This window comes from Pseudoalteromonas sp. P80D2 (assembly GCF_036680945.1).
GTDB classification, from domain to species: domain Bacteria; phylum Pseudomonadota; class Gammaproteobacteria; order Enterobacterales; family Alteromonadaceae; genus Pseudoalteromonas; species Pseudoalteromonas shioyasakiensis.
This window is the reverse complement of sequence record NZ_JAZDAR010000026.1, coordinates 383,521-401,091: the sequence shown is the minus strand read 5'-3', so window position 1 is coordinate 401,091 and position 17,571 is coordinate 383,521. Positions and strand designations below refer to the sequence as shown.

Below are 17,571 nucleotides of genomic sequence, written 5' to 3'. Positions count from 1 at the left end.
GGGCGCTTTTATTTTTAAATGAGGTTGTTATGGCAGGAATTAGTGTTTGGCAATTAGTCATTATTGCTGCAATTGTGGTGCTGTTATTTGGCACAAAAAAATTATCTCGAATAGGTGGAGATTTAGGGACGTCAGTCAAAGGGTTTAAGCGTGCTATGCAAGATAAACCCAATGATGAAGCCTAGTTCGCAAGTACTTTAAATTATATTGCTACCCTGCTCAGGGTCGCGAGATTGATCGGCTTGTTCGCGAATATCATCGGCATCACTACTAACGTCATCAAGGCTATGGTCGTCGAGTGATTTTGCTGTTTTTGGCTCTGCGCTTACACTATTGTTTGGCTGCTCGGTCTCGTTTTCGCTATTTAAAATAATTCGCTCGCGAGCATCATCAGGCATGCTTATTTGCTCTGCTAAATAGGTATTGACCAGCTCTCGCATTAATTGTGATGCCACTTTGATAGTACTGTGTTCGTTACTATTGACCCAAAAATAAATGGTTAGATTAAGAGTCGCTGAGCCTAATGAATCAATTAACACTTGGCTTGGCGGATCACTAATAACAGCAGGGTTTTGATTAACCACTTTCATTGCTAATTGTTGGGCATAGCGAATGTCATTATCGTAGCCAATGCCAACGTTAAAGTGACCTCGCATTTTAGGATTTGCGGTGAGGTTTTTAATGACGTTTTTATAGACGGTCGCATTGGGAATTTGAATGTGATTACCATCAAAATCAACCAAGGTGGTGGCGCGAGCCGTAACCTTTTTAACTACCCCTAAACGACCATCAACTTCGATAACATCATCAATACGAAAAGGGCGCTGCACACTAAGCAGCATACTTGAAATAAAGTTTTCGGCGATATCGCGAAAAGCAAAACCTAAAATAAGCCCGACTAAGCCAGTACCACTCATAATCGCCACGGCAAAACTGGTGAGTCCAGCAAGACGCAAAAATAAGTACACCCCAAACAAGATGATAATGATGCTAAAAAAGCGCCTAGTCACCACATGCAAAAGTTTACTTTCACTGACAAAGCCAAGTGGTTTGATTAATAAATACGATAAAGGGCGGGCTAAAAAGTAGCAAACAATGATGGCTACAATACCGAGTGTCAGTGCAGGTAACATTTGCCATGTAGTATGTAAAAACTGCGTGATTTGAGAGTTTAAGTCTTGCCAAGATAAGCTCTCAGGGATTGCTTGCGATGTTACTGAAACTGTCGGTGTAAACAAAGTAGCTAATTGATTTTTAATAAGTAAATAATAATTCATCGCACCGCTCCATGGACCTTTGTACTGTTTTTATAAGCTTAGCTTAATGCAATTCAGACGCCATTATTACTGGCAAGTTGTTTGCAGCTTGAGAGTGATTAAAGCAATTTTTTAGGTCGCTTATGAGTAAGGACAACCGAGGTTACCAAGCTCGCTCACCAATGGAGATCCCAATGCGAGGCTGGTGGGATATCTGCAAGCGGGTTTATCACAACCTATCACAAGACAATTTATCTTTTGTGGCGGCAGGCGTGGCATTTTATGCTCTGTTGGCTATTTTCCCTGCGCTGGCGGCTATTGTCTCTGTGTATGCATATTTTGCCTCGCCAACAGATATTTATGATCAGCTTGATAAAGTGATTGCCATTTTACCTGAAAGTAGCCGTGACATCATTTTGCTACAGGTTAGTGGTATCACTCAGCAATCGCAAAAGGTATTGAGTGCCAGTGCCATAGGTACTTTATTATTGACTGTTTGGAGTAGCAGCAAAGGCTGCCAAGCACTGATCACTGCCTGCAACATTACTTATCATCAGCGCAATAAGCGCCAGTTTTTTATGGCATTAGTGGTGCGTTTTTTATTTTCGTTAGGTGCTATTGTGGTTGCGCTGGTGGCGTTATTGATCATTGGTATTTTGCCAATAGTGCTTAACTTAGTTGGCTTAACTGAGCTTATCGATTTAATGATTCAGCTTATTACTTGGCCACTATTAGCCATTATTTTTAATTGCGCTTTAGCATTTTTATATCGTTATGCACCGCATAGAACGCCTGCCAAATGGCGCTGGATCACCCCAGGCTCAATGCTTGCCACGTTTCTTTGGATCATCGCATCAATCGGTTTTTCATATTATGTATCGCAATTTGCAAGTTATAACGAAACTTACGGATCGTTAGGTGGTGTGGTGATCATGTTGATGTGGCTTTATATCAGCGCATACATCATTATTTTTGGTGCCGCCATTAATGCCAGTGCCGAGCAACAAACCTTAGTCGATAGCACCATAGGGCCAGAGAAAGAAGTTGGAGAGCGGGGTGCTACAGTGGCTGATAGATTAACCAGACAACAAAATGAGCATTCTTAAAAATAGAATGATTAGCGCTAATTTTACTCATGGTTGTTAGTTAAATTAGCGCCTACAATCATTTCATACAATTTACGGGAGTAAAGTTATGAAAGTGATTCAACAATTAAATAGTCATGCCACACAAGATGGTGACGGCGTAAACATCAGTCGTATTCCTGGCTTTGATGGCAAGTATTTAGACCCTTTTTTAATGATCGATGAGCTTAAGTCAGATGATCACAGTGATTTTATGGGGGGCTTTCCTGCGCATCCTCACCGCGGTATCGAAACCTTTACTTATATTATTAAAGGTGGCTTTGAGCACCAAGATCAAATGGGTAACAAAAAAGCGATCCGTGCTGGTGATGTGCAGTGGATGAGTACCGGTTTTGGTGTGATCCACAGTGAAATGCCATTAGCAGATGCTAAAGAAGGCATGCACGGTTTTCAGATTTGGCTCAATATGCCAAGTGCCGAGAAACTAAGAGCACCACGTTATCAAGATACCACTGAAGCGCCAGCACCAACGACTCAAAATGAGCAAGGTGTTGAGCTTAAAGCGTTGGCAGGAAGCTGGCAGTTTGCCGGTGAAAAGCAGGACTCTAGCCTACAAGACCTCGCCGCTGATGGCATGCTTGCTGATGTGACTTTACCGGCTGGTACGCAGTTTTACCATGCACCATTAGCGCAAACTAAGGTGATGATTTATATCCATACTGGAGAAATTCATACTGAACAGGGCGGTCCAGTTAAAGCTGGCAGCTTATTGATTTTAGAGCCTGGCAGTAACATTGAGTTTAACTCGCAAACTGGTGCTGGGGCGTTGATCCTAGCCGGTGAGCCGCTTAAGCAACCAATCGCTCATATGGGCCCGTTTGTAATGACAACCCAAGCTGAGTTACAGCAAGCAGTGCGTGACTATCAGCTAGGTAAATTTGGCACACTATAGGAGGTTATTGTGGGATTACTAGTAAATGGCCAATGGCAAGATAAATGGTACGACACCGATAACAATCAAGGTGAGTTCAAACGTGAGGCAGCTCAGTTACGTAACTGGGTTACCGAAGATGGCAGTGCAGGGCAAAGTGGTGATGCGGGCTTTAAAGCTGAGAAAGATCGTTACCATCTTTATGTCTCTTTAGCTTGCCCTTGGGCTCATCGCACTTTGATTTTTCGCCATTTAAAAGGCCTTGAAGATTATATCAGTGTGTCGGTTGTAAGTCCTGACATGCTAGAGCATGGCTGGACCTTTGATAAAGACAATCACAGCACCGGTGATGCACTTTTCGATAGCGAATTTATGCATCAAATTTATACGCGTAACAAAGCCGATTATTCAGGTCGTGTTACGGTTCCCGTGCTTTGGGATAAAAAAACGCAGCGTATTGTTAGCAACGAATCTGCTGAGATTATCAGAATGTTTAATAGCGCGTTTAATGCCCTAACAGGTAATGAACGCGACTTTTATCCGCAATCGTTACGTTCTGAAATTGATGAAGTTAATGAGTTTGTTTATCACAACATTAATAATGGGGTGTATCGTGCAGGCTTTGCGACAACGCAAGAAGCTTACACGGAAGCCTTTGATGATCTCTTTGCCGCTCTAGATAAGATTGAGCAACGTTTAACAGCTAATCGTTATTTAGTGGGTGAGACCCTGACTGAGGCCGACTGGCGTTTATTTACCACCTTAATTCGCTTCGACAGTGTTTATGTGGGCCACTTTAAATGTAATTTGCGTACTATTGAGAGCTATCCGGCGATCAGCAACTATTTACGTGAGTTATATCAAATTGAAGGTGTAAGTAAGACCGTTGATTTTTATCATATAAAACGTCATTACTATTTTAGCCACACCATGATCAACCCAACTCAAGTTGTGCCAAAAGGGCCTGATATAGACTACGCTCGACCACATAATCGTGGTTAATAGATTCTGATAACTAACAGTTTTATGACTGATTAAGCTGTTAGTTATAACTATCCATGACCTTGCGGATAGTGTCGATGCCAAACATCACCTTTTGAATAAATGACTCTGAACTTTTCACTAAATTAAAGTTAGGGTGCTGTGACCAAACAGCTTGCAGTTTGTCATCAAGCAAAATAGCTTGCTGATCAGATTCGTTTCTAACAGGGTTATTAGAATGAATACTTTGCCCAGACTTAGCAGCTGTTTCAAAAAAGATCACTGCATCATACTGGTTAAGTTCGATTTCTAGGCTGGTGTTTAAACACTGAAAAAACTCATCTTGCTCACCGGGCCAATAGGCAAGCCCATCTAAACTACCACGATCGCAAAGCATTAAACGATCTGGGTGCATGGTTCGCTGAATATGTTCAAGGTGTTTTTGTAAGCTGAAGATAGCTTGTTGGTGAGCTTTAATGAGGTGAGTTGCATCACCACGTTCTACACCACCGCTGAATAGCATGGTCGCAGACTCTGGTACAACAACAATTTGATTAGAAAATTCACGTCTTAATAGATCGATGGCTGTTGTTTTACCACCGCCTGGGCCGCCTGTTAATACAATCCTTTTTTTCACCTTACATTCTCACAAATTGCTCGTTTGTGTTTAAGGTAATGAAAATAGGTGGCAAAGAGAAGTAAAAAGCAAACATTACATGATAAAGATCACAACAAACGCAGTAACCAGCTGAAGCGGCTGACTTGTTTCAATTTACCGTCTTTGTGGTCTGAGTTATTAAGTGCTTCGTAGCCCATTCCCGCAGTGAAGGCACTGGCAATACCTACTTTACTTACTGCAAAGCGTTTTAAACGGTATTTGAATGCTTGATGGTGTTGACGTTTAAGCTCATCTTGTAGATCCATTTGTTGGCTTAGTTCAGTCACTCTGTGCTGTGGTTTATTAATAAAATAATCAATTAACATCATTCATCCTTATTAATATTAAATAATTGACGAACGCTTTTTAGCGTGTGATCAAAGCCTATCTTACTACTTACATAACCAATATTTTTCCAAAGCCATGCAAGGCATATCAGTTGTAATGCAATCAATGAAATAGCGGCTAACCACAATGATTGGCTAAAGCTAAATATTGCGATACCGACAGTAGCAAGTAGACCAGCCCAAAGTAGCACCAAGCCGCCTGCAAAACAGACGAGTAGGATGATCGTTAAGGCGAGTGAGCGTGTTGATAAGCGCCACTCAGCAGCTGCAAGCTTTTTACAAGTTCCAGTTTGTTCACGGTAGTCAATGTATAGCTGTTTGCCGTAATCAGATAATTTAGCAAGATGATCTTGCCACTGATCAGCGTTTAACGGCTGTTCAGTGGCATCTTGCGTTTTCTCATCTGTGGATTGAGAAGACTGCATAACAATTACTTACGACGAATAAGAGCAGTTACTAACATGCCTGCAGCAAAGGCAATACCTGCTGTTGCAAGTGGGTTTTCTGATGCAAGCTTACGAGTTTTACCACTGTACTCATTAATTTTAGCGCGTGCTACAGCTTGCTTTTCAGAAAGCGTTTGAGCAGAGCTCGATGCGCCTTGGCGAACACTATGTTCAGCACTTGCTGCACGAGTTGAAAGTGCATCAACAGCGTGATGTGCTGCTTCAGTTGCTTTTTCTGTGAATGGCGCCTCTACTTGAGCCGCGTTCGAGTTTGCACTGCTATTAGTTTCTGTGCTTGAATTCGATTTAGAAGTTGCGGTAGTCATAATCATTCCTTAAAAATTGCCATTTAATTGGTATCTAATCTATTGCAACCTTCATACCAAATAATAAAAATTAACTTTTTCAATGCGTTATAATTTTTAATCAGCCATTGGAGGGAGAACATTCGTAACTCTTGCAGGGTGATTAAGTAAAAATTACAACATTCGATAATTTTGTAATTATTCATTGGTTATTCATTAACCATTTTTCCCTAATACATCGCCAAGAAAATTGAAAAAATATTTTTTTTCGATGTTTTCCACTTTTTCCCACGTAATTCATAGGCTTTGCTTGAGGCCTTATTTTTTCTGGCTTCACAAGGCGCTTATGATGATCTGCTTACTTGACAAAATGGCTTGTCAAGCCCTAAACTGGAGCACTGTGGTAAAAAGTGGTTTTTAGTGGATCAAACTGGATCGGAAATAATCATTAACGATTAACAACCTATTTTTAAGGCAAGTTATGTTTCGGGGTGCGAGCTCTCTGAGTTTGGATGATAAAGGACGCTTTGCGGTACCGACTAAGTACCGAGATGCGATCTTGTCTGAAGATCAGGGAACGGTTATCTGCACTGTGGCCTTAAATGAACCTTGTTTGTGGTTATACCCGCTAGCAGAATGGCTCGAAATTGAAGAACGATTATTAAAGATTTCGAACATGAATCCACGCGCTCGCCGTATGCAACGTATGCTGCTCGGTAACGCTACAGAGTATCAACTAGATAAAAATGGCCGAATTTTGCTGGCGCCGTCGTTACGCGCACATGCAGAACTTGGAAAAAAAATCATGTTGGTTGGCTTGATGAACAAGTTTGAAATTTGGGATGAAGATCGTTGGCATGAACAAATGCGCCAAGATACTGAAATTGAACGCCTAGGCGATTTTGAGGCGAATCCTGAGTTCGATAATTTCTCACTCTAACCACAATAATAAAAAGGCAAAAAATAGCTAATGACAGCGCAATTTGAACATGTCTCTGTACTGATGGACGAAACCATAGATGCTTTGGATATTAAACCCGAAGGCATTTACATGGATGGCACATTTGGTCGCGGTGGGCACTCTGGACAAATTCTTGCGCGTTTAAGTGAGCAAGGTCGTTTACAAGCAATTGACCAAGATCCACAAGCTATTAAAGCCGCAGAAAAGTTTGCTGATGATGCACGTTTTTCGATTGCCCACACTCGTTTTTCAAACCTTAAAACAGTTGCCGAAGATAACGATTTAATCGGTAAAGTTGACGGTATTTTGTTAGATATCGGTGTTTCTTCGCCACAGCTTGATGATGCTGAACGCGGTTTTAGCTTTATGAAAGATGGCCCGCTTGATATGCGCATGGACCCAACCAGTGGTCGCAGTGCTGCACAATGGCTCGCTGAAGCTGAACTTGAAGATATCACTCATGTGATTAAAACCTACGGCGAAGAAAAGTTTGGTCGCCGTATCGCTCATAAAATAATTGAAACACGTGAACACACTGCTATCACAAGCACAAAGCAGCTTGCTGAGTTAGTCGATGAAGCGGTGCCAGTGAAAGATAAACACAAACACCCGGCTACACGTACATTCCAAGCGATCCGTATTTATATCAACAGTGAACTTGAAGAAATTCAAACTGCACTGCAAGCCGCTGTTGACGTTTTAAAACCAGGTGGACGTTTAGTCGTTATTTCGTTCCACTCGTTAGAAGATCGCATTGTTAAGCAATTTATAAAAAAACAGAGTAAGGGAGAGGCGATACCCAGAGGTCTGCCTTTGACGGACGCACAAATAAACAAAAACCTGACGTTAAAGGCAGTGGGTAAAGCCATTAAGCCGAGTAAGGCGGAAATAGAAGCTAACCCGCGTTCACGTAGTTCTGTGTTAAGGGTTGCTCAGAGGTTGTAATGAAAGCTAAAGCGACACATCGCCAACCCAATTTATTTGTAGAGATTTTTAAAGGCCTAGGAGCTAATAAGCTGACCTTGGCCTTGTTGGTTGTGATCCTTGCTTCGAGCTTAAGTGTGGTTCAAGTGACGCACCTAGCGCGTCAACAATTGATTGAACAAGATAAATTATTGCAAGAGCGCGATGAACTTGATCTTGAGTGGCGTTACTTGCTTGTAGAAGAAGAATTTTATTCGCAGCATGCGCGTATTGAAGAAGTCGCAACCATGCAATTAGAAATGAAACGGCCAACTAGCCAAGACGAACAGGTGGTGGTACTGCAATGAGAAGCAGAGGGAAAAAGCCAACGAATACCTTGATAACATGGCGCTTTTTGCTCGTGTGCTCAGTGGTGTTGCTAGTCTTTATGACGCTGGTTGCGCGTGCCGCTTTTTTACAGGTCATTGAGCCAGATAAAGCGCGTTCAGAAAGTGATAAACGTACTGTGCGAGTTGAAAAACAACATGTGCAGCGAGGTATGATCTTCGATCGCAATGGTAAAGAGTTGGCAGTCAGCGTGCCTGTGGTGAGTGTGTATGCCGATCCTAAGGCACTACATAAATCACTGATCAGCAAGGTACTGCGTCAAGCACGTAAAAATGGTGAAGATCAACAAGCGCTTGCTGAAAACACTGTTGAGTTAGATAAACGTATTGCCGCTTATTACAATAATGATATTCGCTGGCGTGAACTTGCGGATGTATTACGTATTGAACCAAGCAAAATTAACTCTCGTCTTCGTGATAATCCAAAGCGTCGTTTTGTCTACTTAAAACGTCAGGTTACCCCTGCTGTTGCTAACTATATTGGTGATCTTCGTTTACCAGGTATCCACTTACTTGATGAGTCAAAACGTTATTACCCTGCCGGTGAAGTGACAGCTCATGTTATTGGTTTTACTAACATAGATGGTCATGGTATTGAGGGGATCGAAAAGCTTTATGAAAAAGCTTTAACCGGTGTTGAAGGTCAGCGTACTATTCGTAAAGATGCGCAAGGCCGTGAAGTAGAAGTTCTTGATGAGCGCGAGCGTGTAGAGCCAGAGAGTATTCATTTAAGTATAGACCAACGTATTCAAGCAATTGCTTATAAGGCAGTGAAATCAGCGGTGTTATCGTACAAAGCGACCTCAGGTTCAGCCATGGTTGTGGATGTTAAAACCGGTGAAGTGTTGGCTATGGTAAATAGCCCATCGTTTAACCCAAATAACTTATCAGATGCTGCGCCGCATAAGCGTCGTAACCGTGCTATCACCGATTTGTTTGAGCCAGGCTCAACTGTTAAGCCGCTAGCCATTTTAGCTGGTTTAGACTACGGCGTAATTCAACCGGATTCAATTGTTGATACTTACCCTGGCTGGATGCGAGTAGGTGGTAGCCTTGTGCAAGATACTCGTAATCATGGTGAGATGACTTTAAGAGAGATCTTAAAATATTCAAGCAATATGGGTGTGACTAAGGTCAGCCAAGAGCTACCAAAAGATTACTTTGTTGGTCTTTATCAAAAAGTTGGTTTTGGCAGCGACAGTGGCACGGGCATGGTTGGCGAAAGCAGTGGTTTATTTTATCCAAATCGCCGCTGGTCTGATCATGAAATTGCTGCACTATCATTTGGTTACAACTTAGCAGTAAGTACCGCACAAATGGCGCGTTTTTATGCCATGTTAGGTTCAGGCGGTGTTATGCGTCCATTGACTGTACTTAAACAAGAGTCGGTACCTGAAGGCGAACGTATTTTTCAACAAAAAGATGTTGAAGCTGTTGTTCACATGATGGAAAGCGTGTTTGAGAAAGGTGGTACTGCTCAAAAAGTTCATGTTGATGGTTATCGTGCTGCAGGTAAAACAGGTACTTCTAAAAAAGCGGCTGTTGGTGGTTACGGTGATGAGTATGTTGGTTATTTTGCCGGTATTGCACCTGCAAGCAACCCGCGTTTAGCGGTAGTAGTATTGATTAATGAGCCGGGTGGAGATGTTTATTACGGCGGTGCGACGGCAGGTCCTGCATTTGCAGAGATTGTCTCCAATGCTTTAAGAATTCTAAACGTCGCACCGGATAAAGATGCGGTTGCGTACGTAGAAGGCAAAGATAACGATGCGTGATTTAAAACCGATTCTTAATCAAATTGATGTTGAGGCCAATAGTTTATTGGTTAATCAACTACGTCTTGATAGTCGAGATGTAAAAGCTGGCGATGTATTTGTCGCTATAAAAGGTCATCAGCTTGATGGCGGACAGTTTATTGAAAAAGCCATTGAAAATGGTGCGGTGGCAGTTATTGCTGACCGTTTATGTGAGTTCGAAAGTGAGTTTGAACCACTTTATTTAGTTACCGATTTAGCGAAAAAGCTGCCTGCACTTGCAGCTGCTTTTTACCAGCAACCATCAAAGCAGTTGGATTTAGTGGGTGTGACAGGCACCAATGGCAAGTCAACGACCACAGCGATGATCGCGCATTTAGCACAGCATTGTCATAAACGTGCGGCTGTGATTGGTACGCTCGGTTATGGGCACCCTGATAACCTGACTGAGCTTGCAAACACCACACCATCGAGCGTCGATTTACAGCGTATTTTATCTGAACTTGTAACAGAACAGCATGATGTTGTGGCTATGGAAGTCTCATCTCATGGCTTAGTTCAGCAACGTGTTGATCAGTGTAAATTTAAAGCCGCTGTGTTTACTAACCTTTCGCGTGACCACTTAGATTATCATGGCACGATGGATGCCTACGGTGATGCGAAGTTGATGTTAATGCGTGACCATATGCCTGAGCTTGTGGTGCTTAATCAAGATGATGCGCAAGTTGAAGCATGGTTAGAAAAATACGACTTCAATAACCTAATTTGTTACGGCCATAAAAACCTAACGCCTAAAAATGCGCGTTTTGTTTATTTCAGCGATGTAACCTATGATAACACCGGTATATCGGCGAAGTTCGATACCAGTTGGGGACAGGCTGAAGTTAATTGCACACTGTTTGGCGAGTTCAACTTATATAATTTAGCCGCTGCAATGGCTACTTTATTAGGTATGGGTTACCCACTTGATTTACTCGTTGAAGGGTGTAAATCATTGCAGCCTGTTGCTGGGCGCATGCAGGCATTTAGTGCGCCAGGTCAACCGACTTGTATTGTTGACTATGCCCATACTCCTGATGCGTTAGCACTAGCATTACAAGCATTGCAAAAGCATGTTCCAGGTGGCGTCAGCTGTGTGTTTGGCTGTGGTGGCGACAGAGACAAAGGCAAACGCCCGATGATGGCAAAAGCTGCTGAAGCTAATGCAGACCGTATTATTGTCACCAGTGATAACCCAAGAAGTGAAGACCCAGACGCAATTATTGCTGATGTGATTGCAGGGCTTGAGCAGCCTGAACGCGCACATTGTGAAGCAGACCGCGCGCAGGCTATTAGTTATGCCATTGCGCAAGCAGGTGCTGATGATGTCATTCTAATTGCGGGCAAAGGCCACGAAGACTATCAAATTATTGGCGACCAACGAATTGACTTCTGCGATCGTCAATATGTACAACAACAATTAAAAGAAAAATCGCAAGGGGCGCAGTTATGATCCCTATGGATTTTGATTGGCTAGCTAAAGTTCTAGCAACCGATTACCAAGGTGGTAATCAAACGGTAAAAAATATTAACACTGACACCCGTACTTTGTGCGACGGTGAAGTGTTTTTAGCGCTACAAGGGCCTAATTTTGATGGTCATAAATTTGTTGCGCAAGCAAAAGAAAAAGGCGCGATAGCTGCCATCGTAGCGCGTCCTGTTAACGTCGATATTGTGCAGTTTGTGGTCAGTGATACACGTATTGCGCTTGGCCAAATTGGCGCGGCTGTGATGGCACAGGTTGCACCAAAAACAATCGCTATTACAGGTAGCGTGGGTAAAACGACCGTTAAAGAAATGTGTGCGGCGATTTTATCAGGCCACGGTGAAGTACTGGCCACAAAAGGCAACTTTAATAATGACATTGGTGTGCCACTGACGTTATTACGTCTTGAGCCACAGCACCAATATGCGGTGATTGAGTTAGGTGCCAACCACATTGGTGAAATTGCATACACCGTTGCAATGACGAAACCTGATGTTGCTGTGGTATGTAATGTTGCAGCTTCTCACTTAGAAGGCTTTGGCTCACTACAAGGTGTAGCAACGGCCAAAGGCGAAATCTATGACGGCTTAAAGCCTGATGGTGTTGCCGTAGTTAATTGCGACAGTGATTATGCCGATTTTTGGCTTGATAAATTAACTGATCGCAACGTAAAACGTTTTTCTACTAACCAACAATTAGATTATTGGGCAGAAGATGTGGTGCTTGATGAGCAAGCCCGTGCTTCTTTTGTGCTTTGTAATAAAGATAAAAAAGTACCTGTCACACTGGCACTACCGGGCAAACATAATATTGCAAATGCATTAATAGCCACCGCGTTAACCACTGAGCTGGGTGTAAGCCTCGAAAGTGTTGCATCGGCGCTGGCAACCATGGGTGAAGTTAAAGGTCGTGTAAACGTCCTTAAAGTGTCAGACACATTGACGGTTATTGATGATACCTACAACGCGAATGTGCAATCGGTTAAGGCGGCAATTGATTTATTAAGTGATATGCCAGGGCGTCGTATTTTTGCGTTAGGTGATATGGGTGAGCTTGGTGAAGAAGCGCGTTTTTATCATCAACAAGTCGGTGAGTATGCACAGCAAAAAGGCATTGATGAGCTATACAGCTTAGGTGTTTTAAGCAAGTCAGCCAGTGATGTATTTGAAAAGCCAAACCGCCACTTCTCAAGCCGTGAACAATTATTACAACAATTACAAAGTGAACTTGCTCAATCGACGCAAAAAACCACAGTTGTTGTAAAAGGTTCGCGCAGTTCTCGTATGGAGCTTGTGGTCACAGATTTAGTAAATAGCCAGCAAAATGGCAACAATGGAGTATCGTCATGTTAGTTTGGCTGGCCGAGTATTTAACACAGTATTACAGTGGTTTTAATGTTTTTTCTTACCTAACGCTGCGCGCGATTTTAGGTATTTTAACAGCACTACTTATTTCACTTTATTTTGGCCCTAAGCTAATTCGTGCATTACAAAAAATGCAGATTGGTCAGGTGGTTCGTCACGATGGTCCAGAGTCACACCTATCTAAAAAAGGCACGCCAACTATGGGCGGTATTTTGATTTTAGGAGCGATTTTTACCAGCACATTACTGTGGGCAGACCTTTCAAATAAATATGTTTGGGCAACCTTATTTGTTGTGGGCTCGTTAGGTGTAGTTGGTTTTATTGATGACTACCGTAAAGTGATCCGCAAAGACCCTAAAGGCTTAATCGCTAAGTGGAAATACTTTTGGCAATCAGTGATTGCGTTAGTGGTTGCCAGTGCGCTTTATTTTACCTCGCAGCAAGGCAGCGAAACCTCATTAGTTGTGCCGTTTTTCAAAGACGTGTTACCACAGCTAGGATTGTTTTATATCGTGATGACTTACTTTGTAATTGTAGGTACGTCGAACGCGGTAAACCTAACAGATGGCCTTGATGGTTTAGCGATTGTGCCAACCATTTTAGTGGCGGCAGCGCTTGCCATTATTGCTTATTTAACAGGTAACGTTAATTTCTCAAGCTACCTACATATTCCGCATTTGCCACTCGCCAGTGAGCTTGTGGTTGTGTGTACAGCAATTGTGGGAGCTGGACTTGGTTTCTTATGGTTTAACACCTACCCAGCACAGGTATTTATGGGTGATGTAGGCTCATTAGCACTCGGCGGTGCTTTGGGTATTATTGCGGTGCTGGTTCGTCAGGAACTGGTACTTATCATCATGGGTGGTGTGTTTGTAATGGAAGCATTGTCGGTGATTTTACAAGTGGGCTCTTACAAATTACGTGGTCAACGTATTTTTAGAATGGCGCCTATTCACCACCATTATGAATTAAAGGGTTGGCCTGAGCCGCGCGTAATTGTGCGCTTTTGGATTATTTCAATCGTGCTAGTACTTGCTGGCCTTGCGACATTAAAGATCAGGTAAATGACAGTTATTAACGAGATTAAAAATAAACAAATTTCAGTGCTCGGACTCGGTGTAACCGGTCTGGGCATTGTGCGTTTTTTATTATCTCAGAATATTAAGCCAATTGTTGTTGATAGCCGCACAGCGCCGCCGGGTGCTGATTGGCTAAATGAGCATGCCAGTGAGTTAACGACTCACTTTGGTGATTTAGAGCAGGCAGACTTAGCCAGCAATGACATTATTATCATCAGCCCAGGTCTAAGCCTCGCGACACCTGCTGTAGCAAAAGCGATTGATGCTGGTGTTGAAGTGATTGGTGACGTTGAGCTTTTTGCCCGATTAACCGATAAACCAATTGTTGCGGTGACTGGTTCAAATGGTAAGTCGACTGTAGTTACATTGGCGTTTGAAGTACTTAAAGCGGCCGGTTATAAAGTTGGCCTTGGTGGCAACATTGGTACTGCGGTACTTGATTTACTATCGCAAGACTATGATGTGTATGTACTTGAACTGTCGAGCTTTCAGCTTGATACCACACACAGCTTAAAAGCAAAAAGTGCCTGTGTATTGAATGTGAGCGAAGATCACCTCGATCGTTATCCAAGCTACCAAGCATACATTGACTCTAAGCAAAGTATTTATAACGGCTCTGAGCTTGCGGTAGTTAATGCCATTGATGTGGCAACGCATACTGCAAAGCAGCCCCAAGTGAGCTTTGCGCTCGCTAATGCAGATTTTGCCTTGGTTGAATATCAAGGTGAGCAATACTTTGCAGCACACGGTAAGCCGGTGTTACCAGCAAGCTGTTTAAATGTTGTTGGCTTGCACAATCAACAAAACGCGCTCGCGGTGATGGCATTACTGAGCCCGTTTGATATTGCTAAAGAGCATTACCAGCAAGCGTTTAGTGCTTTTACTGGGCTTGCACACCGTTGTCAGTTTGTTGCTGAAATTAATGAAGTAAAATACTTTAACGATTCAAAAGCGACCAATGTAGGTGCAACTATCGCTGCGATTGAAAGCTTAGCAGGTCAAGCAAAGCAATTAGTTGTGATTGCCGGTGGTGATGCAAAAGGGGCTGATTTAGATGCCCTAAAGCCATACTTAAACAACAAAGTAAAAGCGCTTGTTTGTTTTGGTAAAGATGCTAAAGCGTTAGTGGCTCTGACTGAAAAAGGTCACCTAACCACCAACATGCATGAAGCTGTGCAACTAGCAAAACAGTTAAGCAGCAGTGGCGATATCGTTTTATTAGCACCTGCATGTGCCAGCATTGATATGTATAACAATTACATGCAACGTGGTGATGACTTTGCTCAGTGCGTATTGGCGGAGGCGGTATGATTGCATTTGCTGACATCCGTGAAGCATTAACACCTAAGCAATCGCCACAGCTTTATGATGTGCCGTTATTGTATTGCATGTTGATGTTGATTGGCGTTGGCTTTGTGATGGTAACCAGTGCCTCTATGCCAACAGCAGAGCGATTATTTGATAATCCGTATCACATTATCATTCGCCATGGCATGTTCTTAATTATGGGCTTTTTCTTGTTTTGGATTGCCACTAACGTGCCTATGGATTGGTGGAAGCGCAGTAACGCCTATTTATTGTTGCTGGGTTTAGGTTTGCTGGTTTTGGTGCTGATTGTTGGCCGTGAAGTGAACGGTGCAAAGCGTTGGATACCTATTGGCCCTGTGGGCTTTCAGGTTGCTGAAGCCGCCAAACTGTATTTCTTTAGCTACATTGCTGGTTACTTAGTGCGTAAACGTGAAGAAGTACAAGAGAACTTAAAAGGTTTCTTTAAGCCATTAGCCGTATTTGGTGTGTATGCGTTTTTGATTTTGATGCAGCCAGACTTAGGAACTGTAGTTGTATTGTTTGTGACGACAGTTGGTTTGTTGTTTTTAGCGGGTGCTAAGTTATGGCAGTTTTTTGGCCTTATCTTAACGGGTATTGCTGCAGTGGTGGTGCTAATTATCGCTGAACCATATCGTATGGCTCGTGTTACAGGCTTTTTAGAACCGTGGGAAGATCCGTTTGGTAAAGGTTATCAGTTAGTACAATCGCTAATGGCCTACAGCCAAGGTGGTTGGTTTGGTCAAGGTTTAGGTAATAGTGTACAAAAACTGCAATACCTGCCAGAGGCACATAATGACTTTATCTTTGCAGTGATTGGTGAAGAGCTCGGCTTTTTTGGCGTATTTAGTATTTTGATTGTACTTGCTGTATTTGTATTCAGAGCCCTTTTAATTGGCCAAAAAGCGCTGCAATGTGGCAAAGAGTACGAAGGCTATTTTGCCTTTGCTATTGGTATCTGGTTTGCGTTTCAAACCATGGTAAATGTTGGTGCAAGTGCGGGCATTTTGCCAACCAAAGGCTTAACACTACCGTTTATTTCGTACGGTGGCTCTAGCTTATTAATTATGACCATAGCAACAGGTGTACTTTTGCGAATAGATTTTGAAACAAAGATGGCGACTAAGCAGGCAACCTCACGTGGAGGTAAACGATGAGTAAAAAATTACTTGTTGTTGCAGGTGGTACCGGTGGCCATATTTTTCCAGGTATTGCCGTGGCTGACTTTTTAAAACAGCAAGGCTGGCAAGTTAGCTGGATTGGCACGCCTGATAGAATGGAAGCAACGGTAGTACCTAAGCACAACATTGAGATTGATTTTATCAATGTAAAAGGTGTGCGCGGAAATGGAATTAAACGCCTGATTAAAGCACCTTTTATGGTGATGAATGCGATTTTTCAAGCACGTAAAATTTTAAAAGCTCAAAAGCCTGATGTTGTTCTTGCTATGGGTGGCTATGTGACCGGACCTACTGGCATTGCAGCAAAGAGCTTAGGAATTCCTTTGGTTATTCATGAGCAAAATGCTGTTGCTGGCATGAGTAACCGCTGGCTAGCGAAGTTTGCCAACAAAGTGCTGGCAGCTTTTCCATCGGCTTTTGCAAAAGAACAATGTGAAGTAGTGGGTAACCCAGTCAGAGCAAGTGTCGCTAATGTCACTGCTAAGCAAACAACGACACCAATTAATGTGCTGGTGGTAGGCGGTTCACTTGGTGCACAGGTACTAAATGAGACTTTACCTGCTGTATTCAGTGAACTTTCAGCGCTAACAACGCTTAATATATGGCACCAAACGGGTAAAAATAATGAACCGAATGTGACTGCCAGCTATCAACAGTTAGGATTAACTGAAAATAGTAAAGTCGCTGAATTTATTGATGATATGGATAGTGCATATCAATGGGCCGATTTGGTTATTTGCCGTGCTGGTGCGTTAACGGTGAGTGAGATTGCGGCAGCGGGAAGAATGGCCTTATTTGTGCCTTTTCCACATGCTGTAGATGACCATCAAACTGCCAATGCAAAGTATTTAGTGACTGAGCAAGCTGCGTTGATTATGCAGCAAAGTGAGTTTAACCAAGCGGCGGTTGTTGAGTTATTAACGCCTTACGTAAATGCACCAGAAAAAATTTCAACAATGGCAAGTAAAGCAAAACAGCTTGCTATTTTAGATGCCACAGCCAATGTTGCAAAACTTTGTGAGCAACTAGCAGATAGAAGAGATTAGTAGTGAAAGAAAGCAC

The 17,571-nt window shown here is 42.7% G+C and carries 18 protein-coding genes and 1 pseudogene; 14 read left to right on the top strand and 5 right to left on the bottom strand.

Features of this window, described 5'->3' with window-relative positions; translation table 11 throughout:
• Positions 1–29: 29 nt before the first annotated feature.
• Positions 30–179, top strand: a pseudogene (tatA, locus tag VRK28_RS06640) (twin-arginine translocase TatA/TatE family subunit); the annotation flags it as partial.
• A gap of 18 nt (positions 180–197) precedes the next feature.
• On the opposite strand, the gene VRK28_RS06635 reads toward tatA, so the two are convergent.
• A complete protein-coding gene (locus tag VRK28_RS06635) occupies positions 198–1,277 on the bottom strand; it encodes a mechanosensitive ion channel family protein (protein WP_062566502.1) in 1,080 nt (359 codons plus the stop codon).
• Between the two features lie 122 nt (positions 1,278–1,399).
• On the opposite strand from VRK28_RS06635, the gene VRK28_RS06630 reads away from it, so the two are divergent.
• The 3 genes from VRK28_RS06630 (at position 1,400) to VRK28_RS06620 (ending at position 4,274) form a co-directional block, all read left to right on the top strand.
• The gene (locus VRK28_RS06630) at positions 1,400–2,362 is read left to right on the top strand and encodes a YihY/virulence factor BrkB family protein (protein ID WP_062566501.1); all 963 of its coding nucleotides are present in this window, start codon (positions 1,400–1,402) and stop codon (positions 2,360–2,362) included.
• Between the two features lie 88 nt (positions 2,363–2,450).
• On the top strand, positions 2,451–3,293 hold the full coding sequence (locus VRK28_RS06625; RefSeq protein ID WP_062566500.1) for a pirin family protein: 843 nt from the start codon (positions 2,451–2,453) through the stop codon (positions 3,291–3,293).
• 9 nt (positions 3,294–3,302) lie between these two features.
• Entirely contained in the window at positions 3,303–4,274 is a 972-nt protein-coding gene (locus VRK28_RS06620) for a glutathione S-transferase family protein (RefSeq protein ID WP_062566499.1), read from the top strand.
• A gap of 40 nt (positions 4,275–4,314) precedes the next feature.
• On the opposite strand, the gene VRK28_RS06615 is transcribed toward VRK28_RS06620, so the two are convergent.
• The 4 genes from VRK28_RS06615 to VRK28_RS06600 form a co-directional block, all read right to left on the bottom strand.
• Positions 4,315–4,890, bottom strand: coding sequence for an AAA family ATPase (locus tag VRK28_RS06615; RefSeq protein ID WP_062566498.1), 576 nt, complete (start codon positions 4,888–4,890; stop codon positions 4,315–4,317).
• Between the two features lie 89 nt (positions 4,891–4,979).
• On the bottom strand, positions 4,980–5,237 hold the full coding sequence (locus tag VRK28_RS06610; RefSeq protein ID WP_054561060.1) for a hypothetical protein: 258 nt from the start codon (positions 5,235–5,237) through the stop codon (positions 4,980–4,982).
• Positions 5,237–5,683: a hypothetical protein gene (locus VRK28_RS06605; RefSeq protein ID WP_062566497.1), complete on the bottom strand. Its 447-nt coding sequence runs from the start codon at positions 5,681–5,683 to the stop codon at positions 5,237–5,239. The genes VRK28_RS06610 and VRK28_RS06605 overlap by 1 nt, the downstream gene beginning before the upstream one ends.
• Before the next feature lie 5 nt (positions 5,684–5,688).
• Positions 5,689–6,030, bottom strand: a complete 342-nt coding sequence (locus VRK28_RS06600; protein WP_054561058.1) for a hypothetical protein — start codon at positions 6,028–6,030, stop codon at positions 5,689–5,691.
• Positions 6,031–6,490: 460 nt separating this feature from the next.
• On the opposite strand from VRK28_RS06600, the gene mraZ reads away from it, so the two are divergent.
• The 10 genes from mraZ to murG are packed head-to-tail and all read left to right on the top strand — an operon-like array spanning position 6,491 to position 17,555.
• Positions 6,491–6,949, top strand: coding sequence for a division/cell wall cluster transcriptional repressor MraZ (mraZ, locus tag VRK28_RS06595; RefSeq protein WP_054552739.1), 459 nt, complete (start codon positions 6,491–6,493; stop codon positions 6,947–6,949).
• Positions 6,950–6,979: 30 nt separating this feature from the next.
• Positions 6,980–7,915 carry a 16S rRNA (cytosine(1402)-N(4))-methyltransferase RsmH gene (gene rsmH / locus VRK28_RS06590; protein WP_062566496.1) on the top strand — a complete coding sequence of 312 codons (936 nt, stop codon included), beginning with the start codon at positions 6,980–6,982 and terminating at the stop codon, positions 7,913–7,915.
• Positions 7,915–8,241: a cell division protein FtsL gene (gene ftsL, locus VRK28_RS06585; protein WP_054561056.1), complete on the top strand. Its 327-nt coding sequence runs from the start codon at positions 7,915–7,917 to the stop codon at positions 8,239–8,241. Before rsmH ends, ftsL begins: the two co-directional genes overlap by 1 nt.
• Positions 8,238–10,055 (top strand): penicillin-binding transpeptidase domain-containing protein, encoded by a 1,818-nt coding sequence (locus tag VRK28_RS06580; RefSeq protein ID WP_062566495.1) that lies wholly within the window; start codon positions 8,238–8,240, stop codon positions 10,053–10,055. The genes ftsL and VRK28_RS06580 overlap by 4 nt, the downstream gene beginning before the upstream one ends.
• Positions 10,048–11,526, top strand: a complete 1,479-nt coding sequence (murE, locus tag VRK28_RS06575) for a UDP-N-acetylmuramoyl-L-alanyl-D-glutamate--2,6-diaminopimelate ligase (RefSeq protein WP_062566494.1) — start codon at positions 10,048–10,050, stop codon at positions 11,524–11,526. The genes VRK28_RS06580 and murE overlap by 8 nt, the downstream gene beginning before the upstream one ends.
• Positions 11,523–12,911: a UDP-N-acetylmuramoyl-tripeptide--D-alanyl-D-alanine ligase gene (locus tag VRK28_RS06570; protein WP_062566493.1), complete on the top strand. Its 1,389-nt coding sequence runs from the start codon at positions 11,523–11,525 to the stop codon at positions 12,909–12,911. The genes murE and VRK28_RS06570 overlap by 4 nt, the downstream gene beginning before the upstream one ends.
• Complete coding sequence (gene mraY / locus VRK28_RS06565) at positions 12,905–13,987, top strand: phospho-N-acetylmuramoyl-pentapeptide-transferase (RefSeq protein ID WP_054552733.1); 1,083 nt, start codon at positions 12,905–12,907, stop codon at positions 13,985–13,987. Before VRK28_RS06570 ends, mraY begins: the two co-directional genes overlap by 7 nt.
• Positions 13,988–15,313 carry a UDP-N-acetylmuramoyl-L-alanine--D-glutamate ligase gene (murD, locus tag VRK28_RS06560; RefSeq protein ID WP_062566492.1) on the top strand — a complete coding sequence of 442 codons (1,326 nt, stop codon included), beginning with the start codon at positions 13,988–13,990 and terminating at the stop codon, positions 15,311–15,313. It begins immediately after the preceding gene.
• The gene (gene ftsW / locus VRK28_RS06555; protein WP_054561050.1) at positions 15,310–16,485 is read left to right on the top strand and encodes a cell division protein FtsW; all 1,176 of its coding nucleotides are present in this window, start codon (positions 15,310–15,312) and stop codon (positions 16,483–16,485) included. Before murD ends, ftsW begins: the two co-directional genes overlap by 4 nt.
• Positions 16,482–17,555: an undecaprenyldiphospho-muramoylpentapeptide beta-N-acetylglucosaminyltransferase gene (gene murG / locus VRK28_RS06550; RefSeq protein WP_332393618.1), complete on the top strand. Its 1,074-nt coding sequence runs from the start codon at positions 16,482–16,484 to the stop codon at positions 17,553–17,555. The genes ftsW and murG overlap by 4 nt, the downstream gene beginning before the upstream one ends.
• The last annotated feature ends 16 nt before the right edge of the window (positions 17,556–17,571 follow it).

Excerpts from the sequence above, each read along its gene's own strand:
- VRK28_RS06600 (WP_054561058.1), bottom strand. The coding sequence starts at position 6,030 with ATGACTACCGCAACTTCTAAATCGAATTCAAGCACAGAAACTAATAGC.
- VRK28_RS06625 (WP_062566500.1), top strand. The coding sequence starts at position 2,451 with ATGAAAGTGATTCAACAATTAAATAGTCATGCCACACAAGATGGTGAC.
- VRK28_RS06630 (WP_062566501.1), top strand. The coding sequence starts at position 1,400 with ATGAGTAAGGACAACCGAGGTTACCAAGCTCGCTCACCAATGGAGATC.
- mraZ (WP_054552739.1), top strand. The coding sequence starts at position 6,491 with ATGTTTCGGGGTGCGAGCTCTCTGAGTTTGGATGATAAAGGACGCTTT.
- VRK28_RS06580 (WP_062566495.1), top strand. The coding sequence starts at position 8,238 with ATGAGAAGCAGAGGGAAAAAGCCAACGAATACCTTGATAACATGGCGC.
- rsmH (WP_062566496.1), top strand. The coding sequence starts at position 6,980 with ATGACAGCGCAATTTGAACATGTCTCTGTACTGATGGACGAAACCATA.
- murD (WP_062566492.1), top strand. The coding sequence starts at position 13,988 with ATGACAGTTATTAACGAGATTAAAAATAAACAAATTTCAGTGCTCGGA.
- murE (WP_062566494.1), top strand. The coding sequence starts at position 10,048 with ATGCGTGATTTAAAACCGATTCTTAATCAAATTGATGTTGAGGCCAAT.
- VRK28_RS06570 (WP_062566493.1), top strand. The coding sequence starts at position 11,523 with ATGATCCCTATGGATTTTGATTGGCTAGCTAAAGTTCTAGCAACCGAT.
- VRK28_RS06605 (WP_062566497.1), bottom strand. The coding sequence starts at position 5,683 with ATGCAGTCTTCTCAATCCACAGATGAGAAAACGCAAGATGCCACTGAA.
- ftsW (WP_054561050.1), top strand. The coding sequence starts at position 15,310 with ATGATTGCATTTGCTGACATCCGTGAAGCATTAACACCTAAGCAATCG.
- murG (WP_332393618.1), top strand. The coding sequence starts at position 16,482 with ATGAGTAAAAAATTACTTGTTGTTGCAGGTGGTACCGGTGGCCATATT.
- VRK28_RS06610 (WP_054561060.1), bottom strand. The coding sequence starts at position 5,237 with ATGTTAATTGATTATTTTATTAATAAACCACAGCACAGAGTGACTGAA.
- mraY (WP_054552733.1), top strand. The coding sequence starts at position 12,905 with ATGTTAGTTTGGCTGGCCGAGTATTTAACACAGTATTACAGTGGTTTT.
- VRK28_RS06635 (WP_062566502.1), bottom strand. The coding sequence starts at position 1,277 with ATGAATTATTATTTACTTATTAAAAATCAATTAGCTACTTTGTTTACA.
- ftsL (WP_054561056.1), top strand. The coding sequence starts at position 7,915 with ATGAAAGCTAAAGCGACACATCGCCAACCCAATTTATTTGTAGAGATT.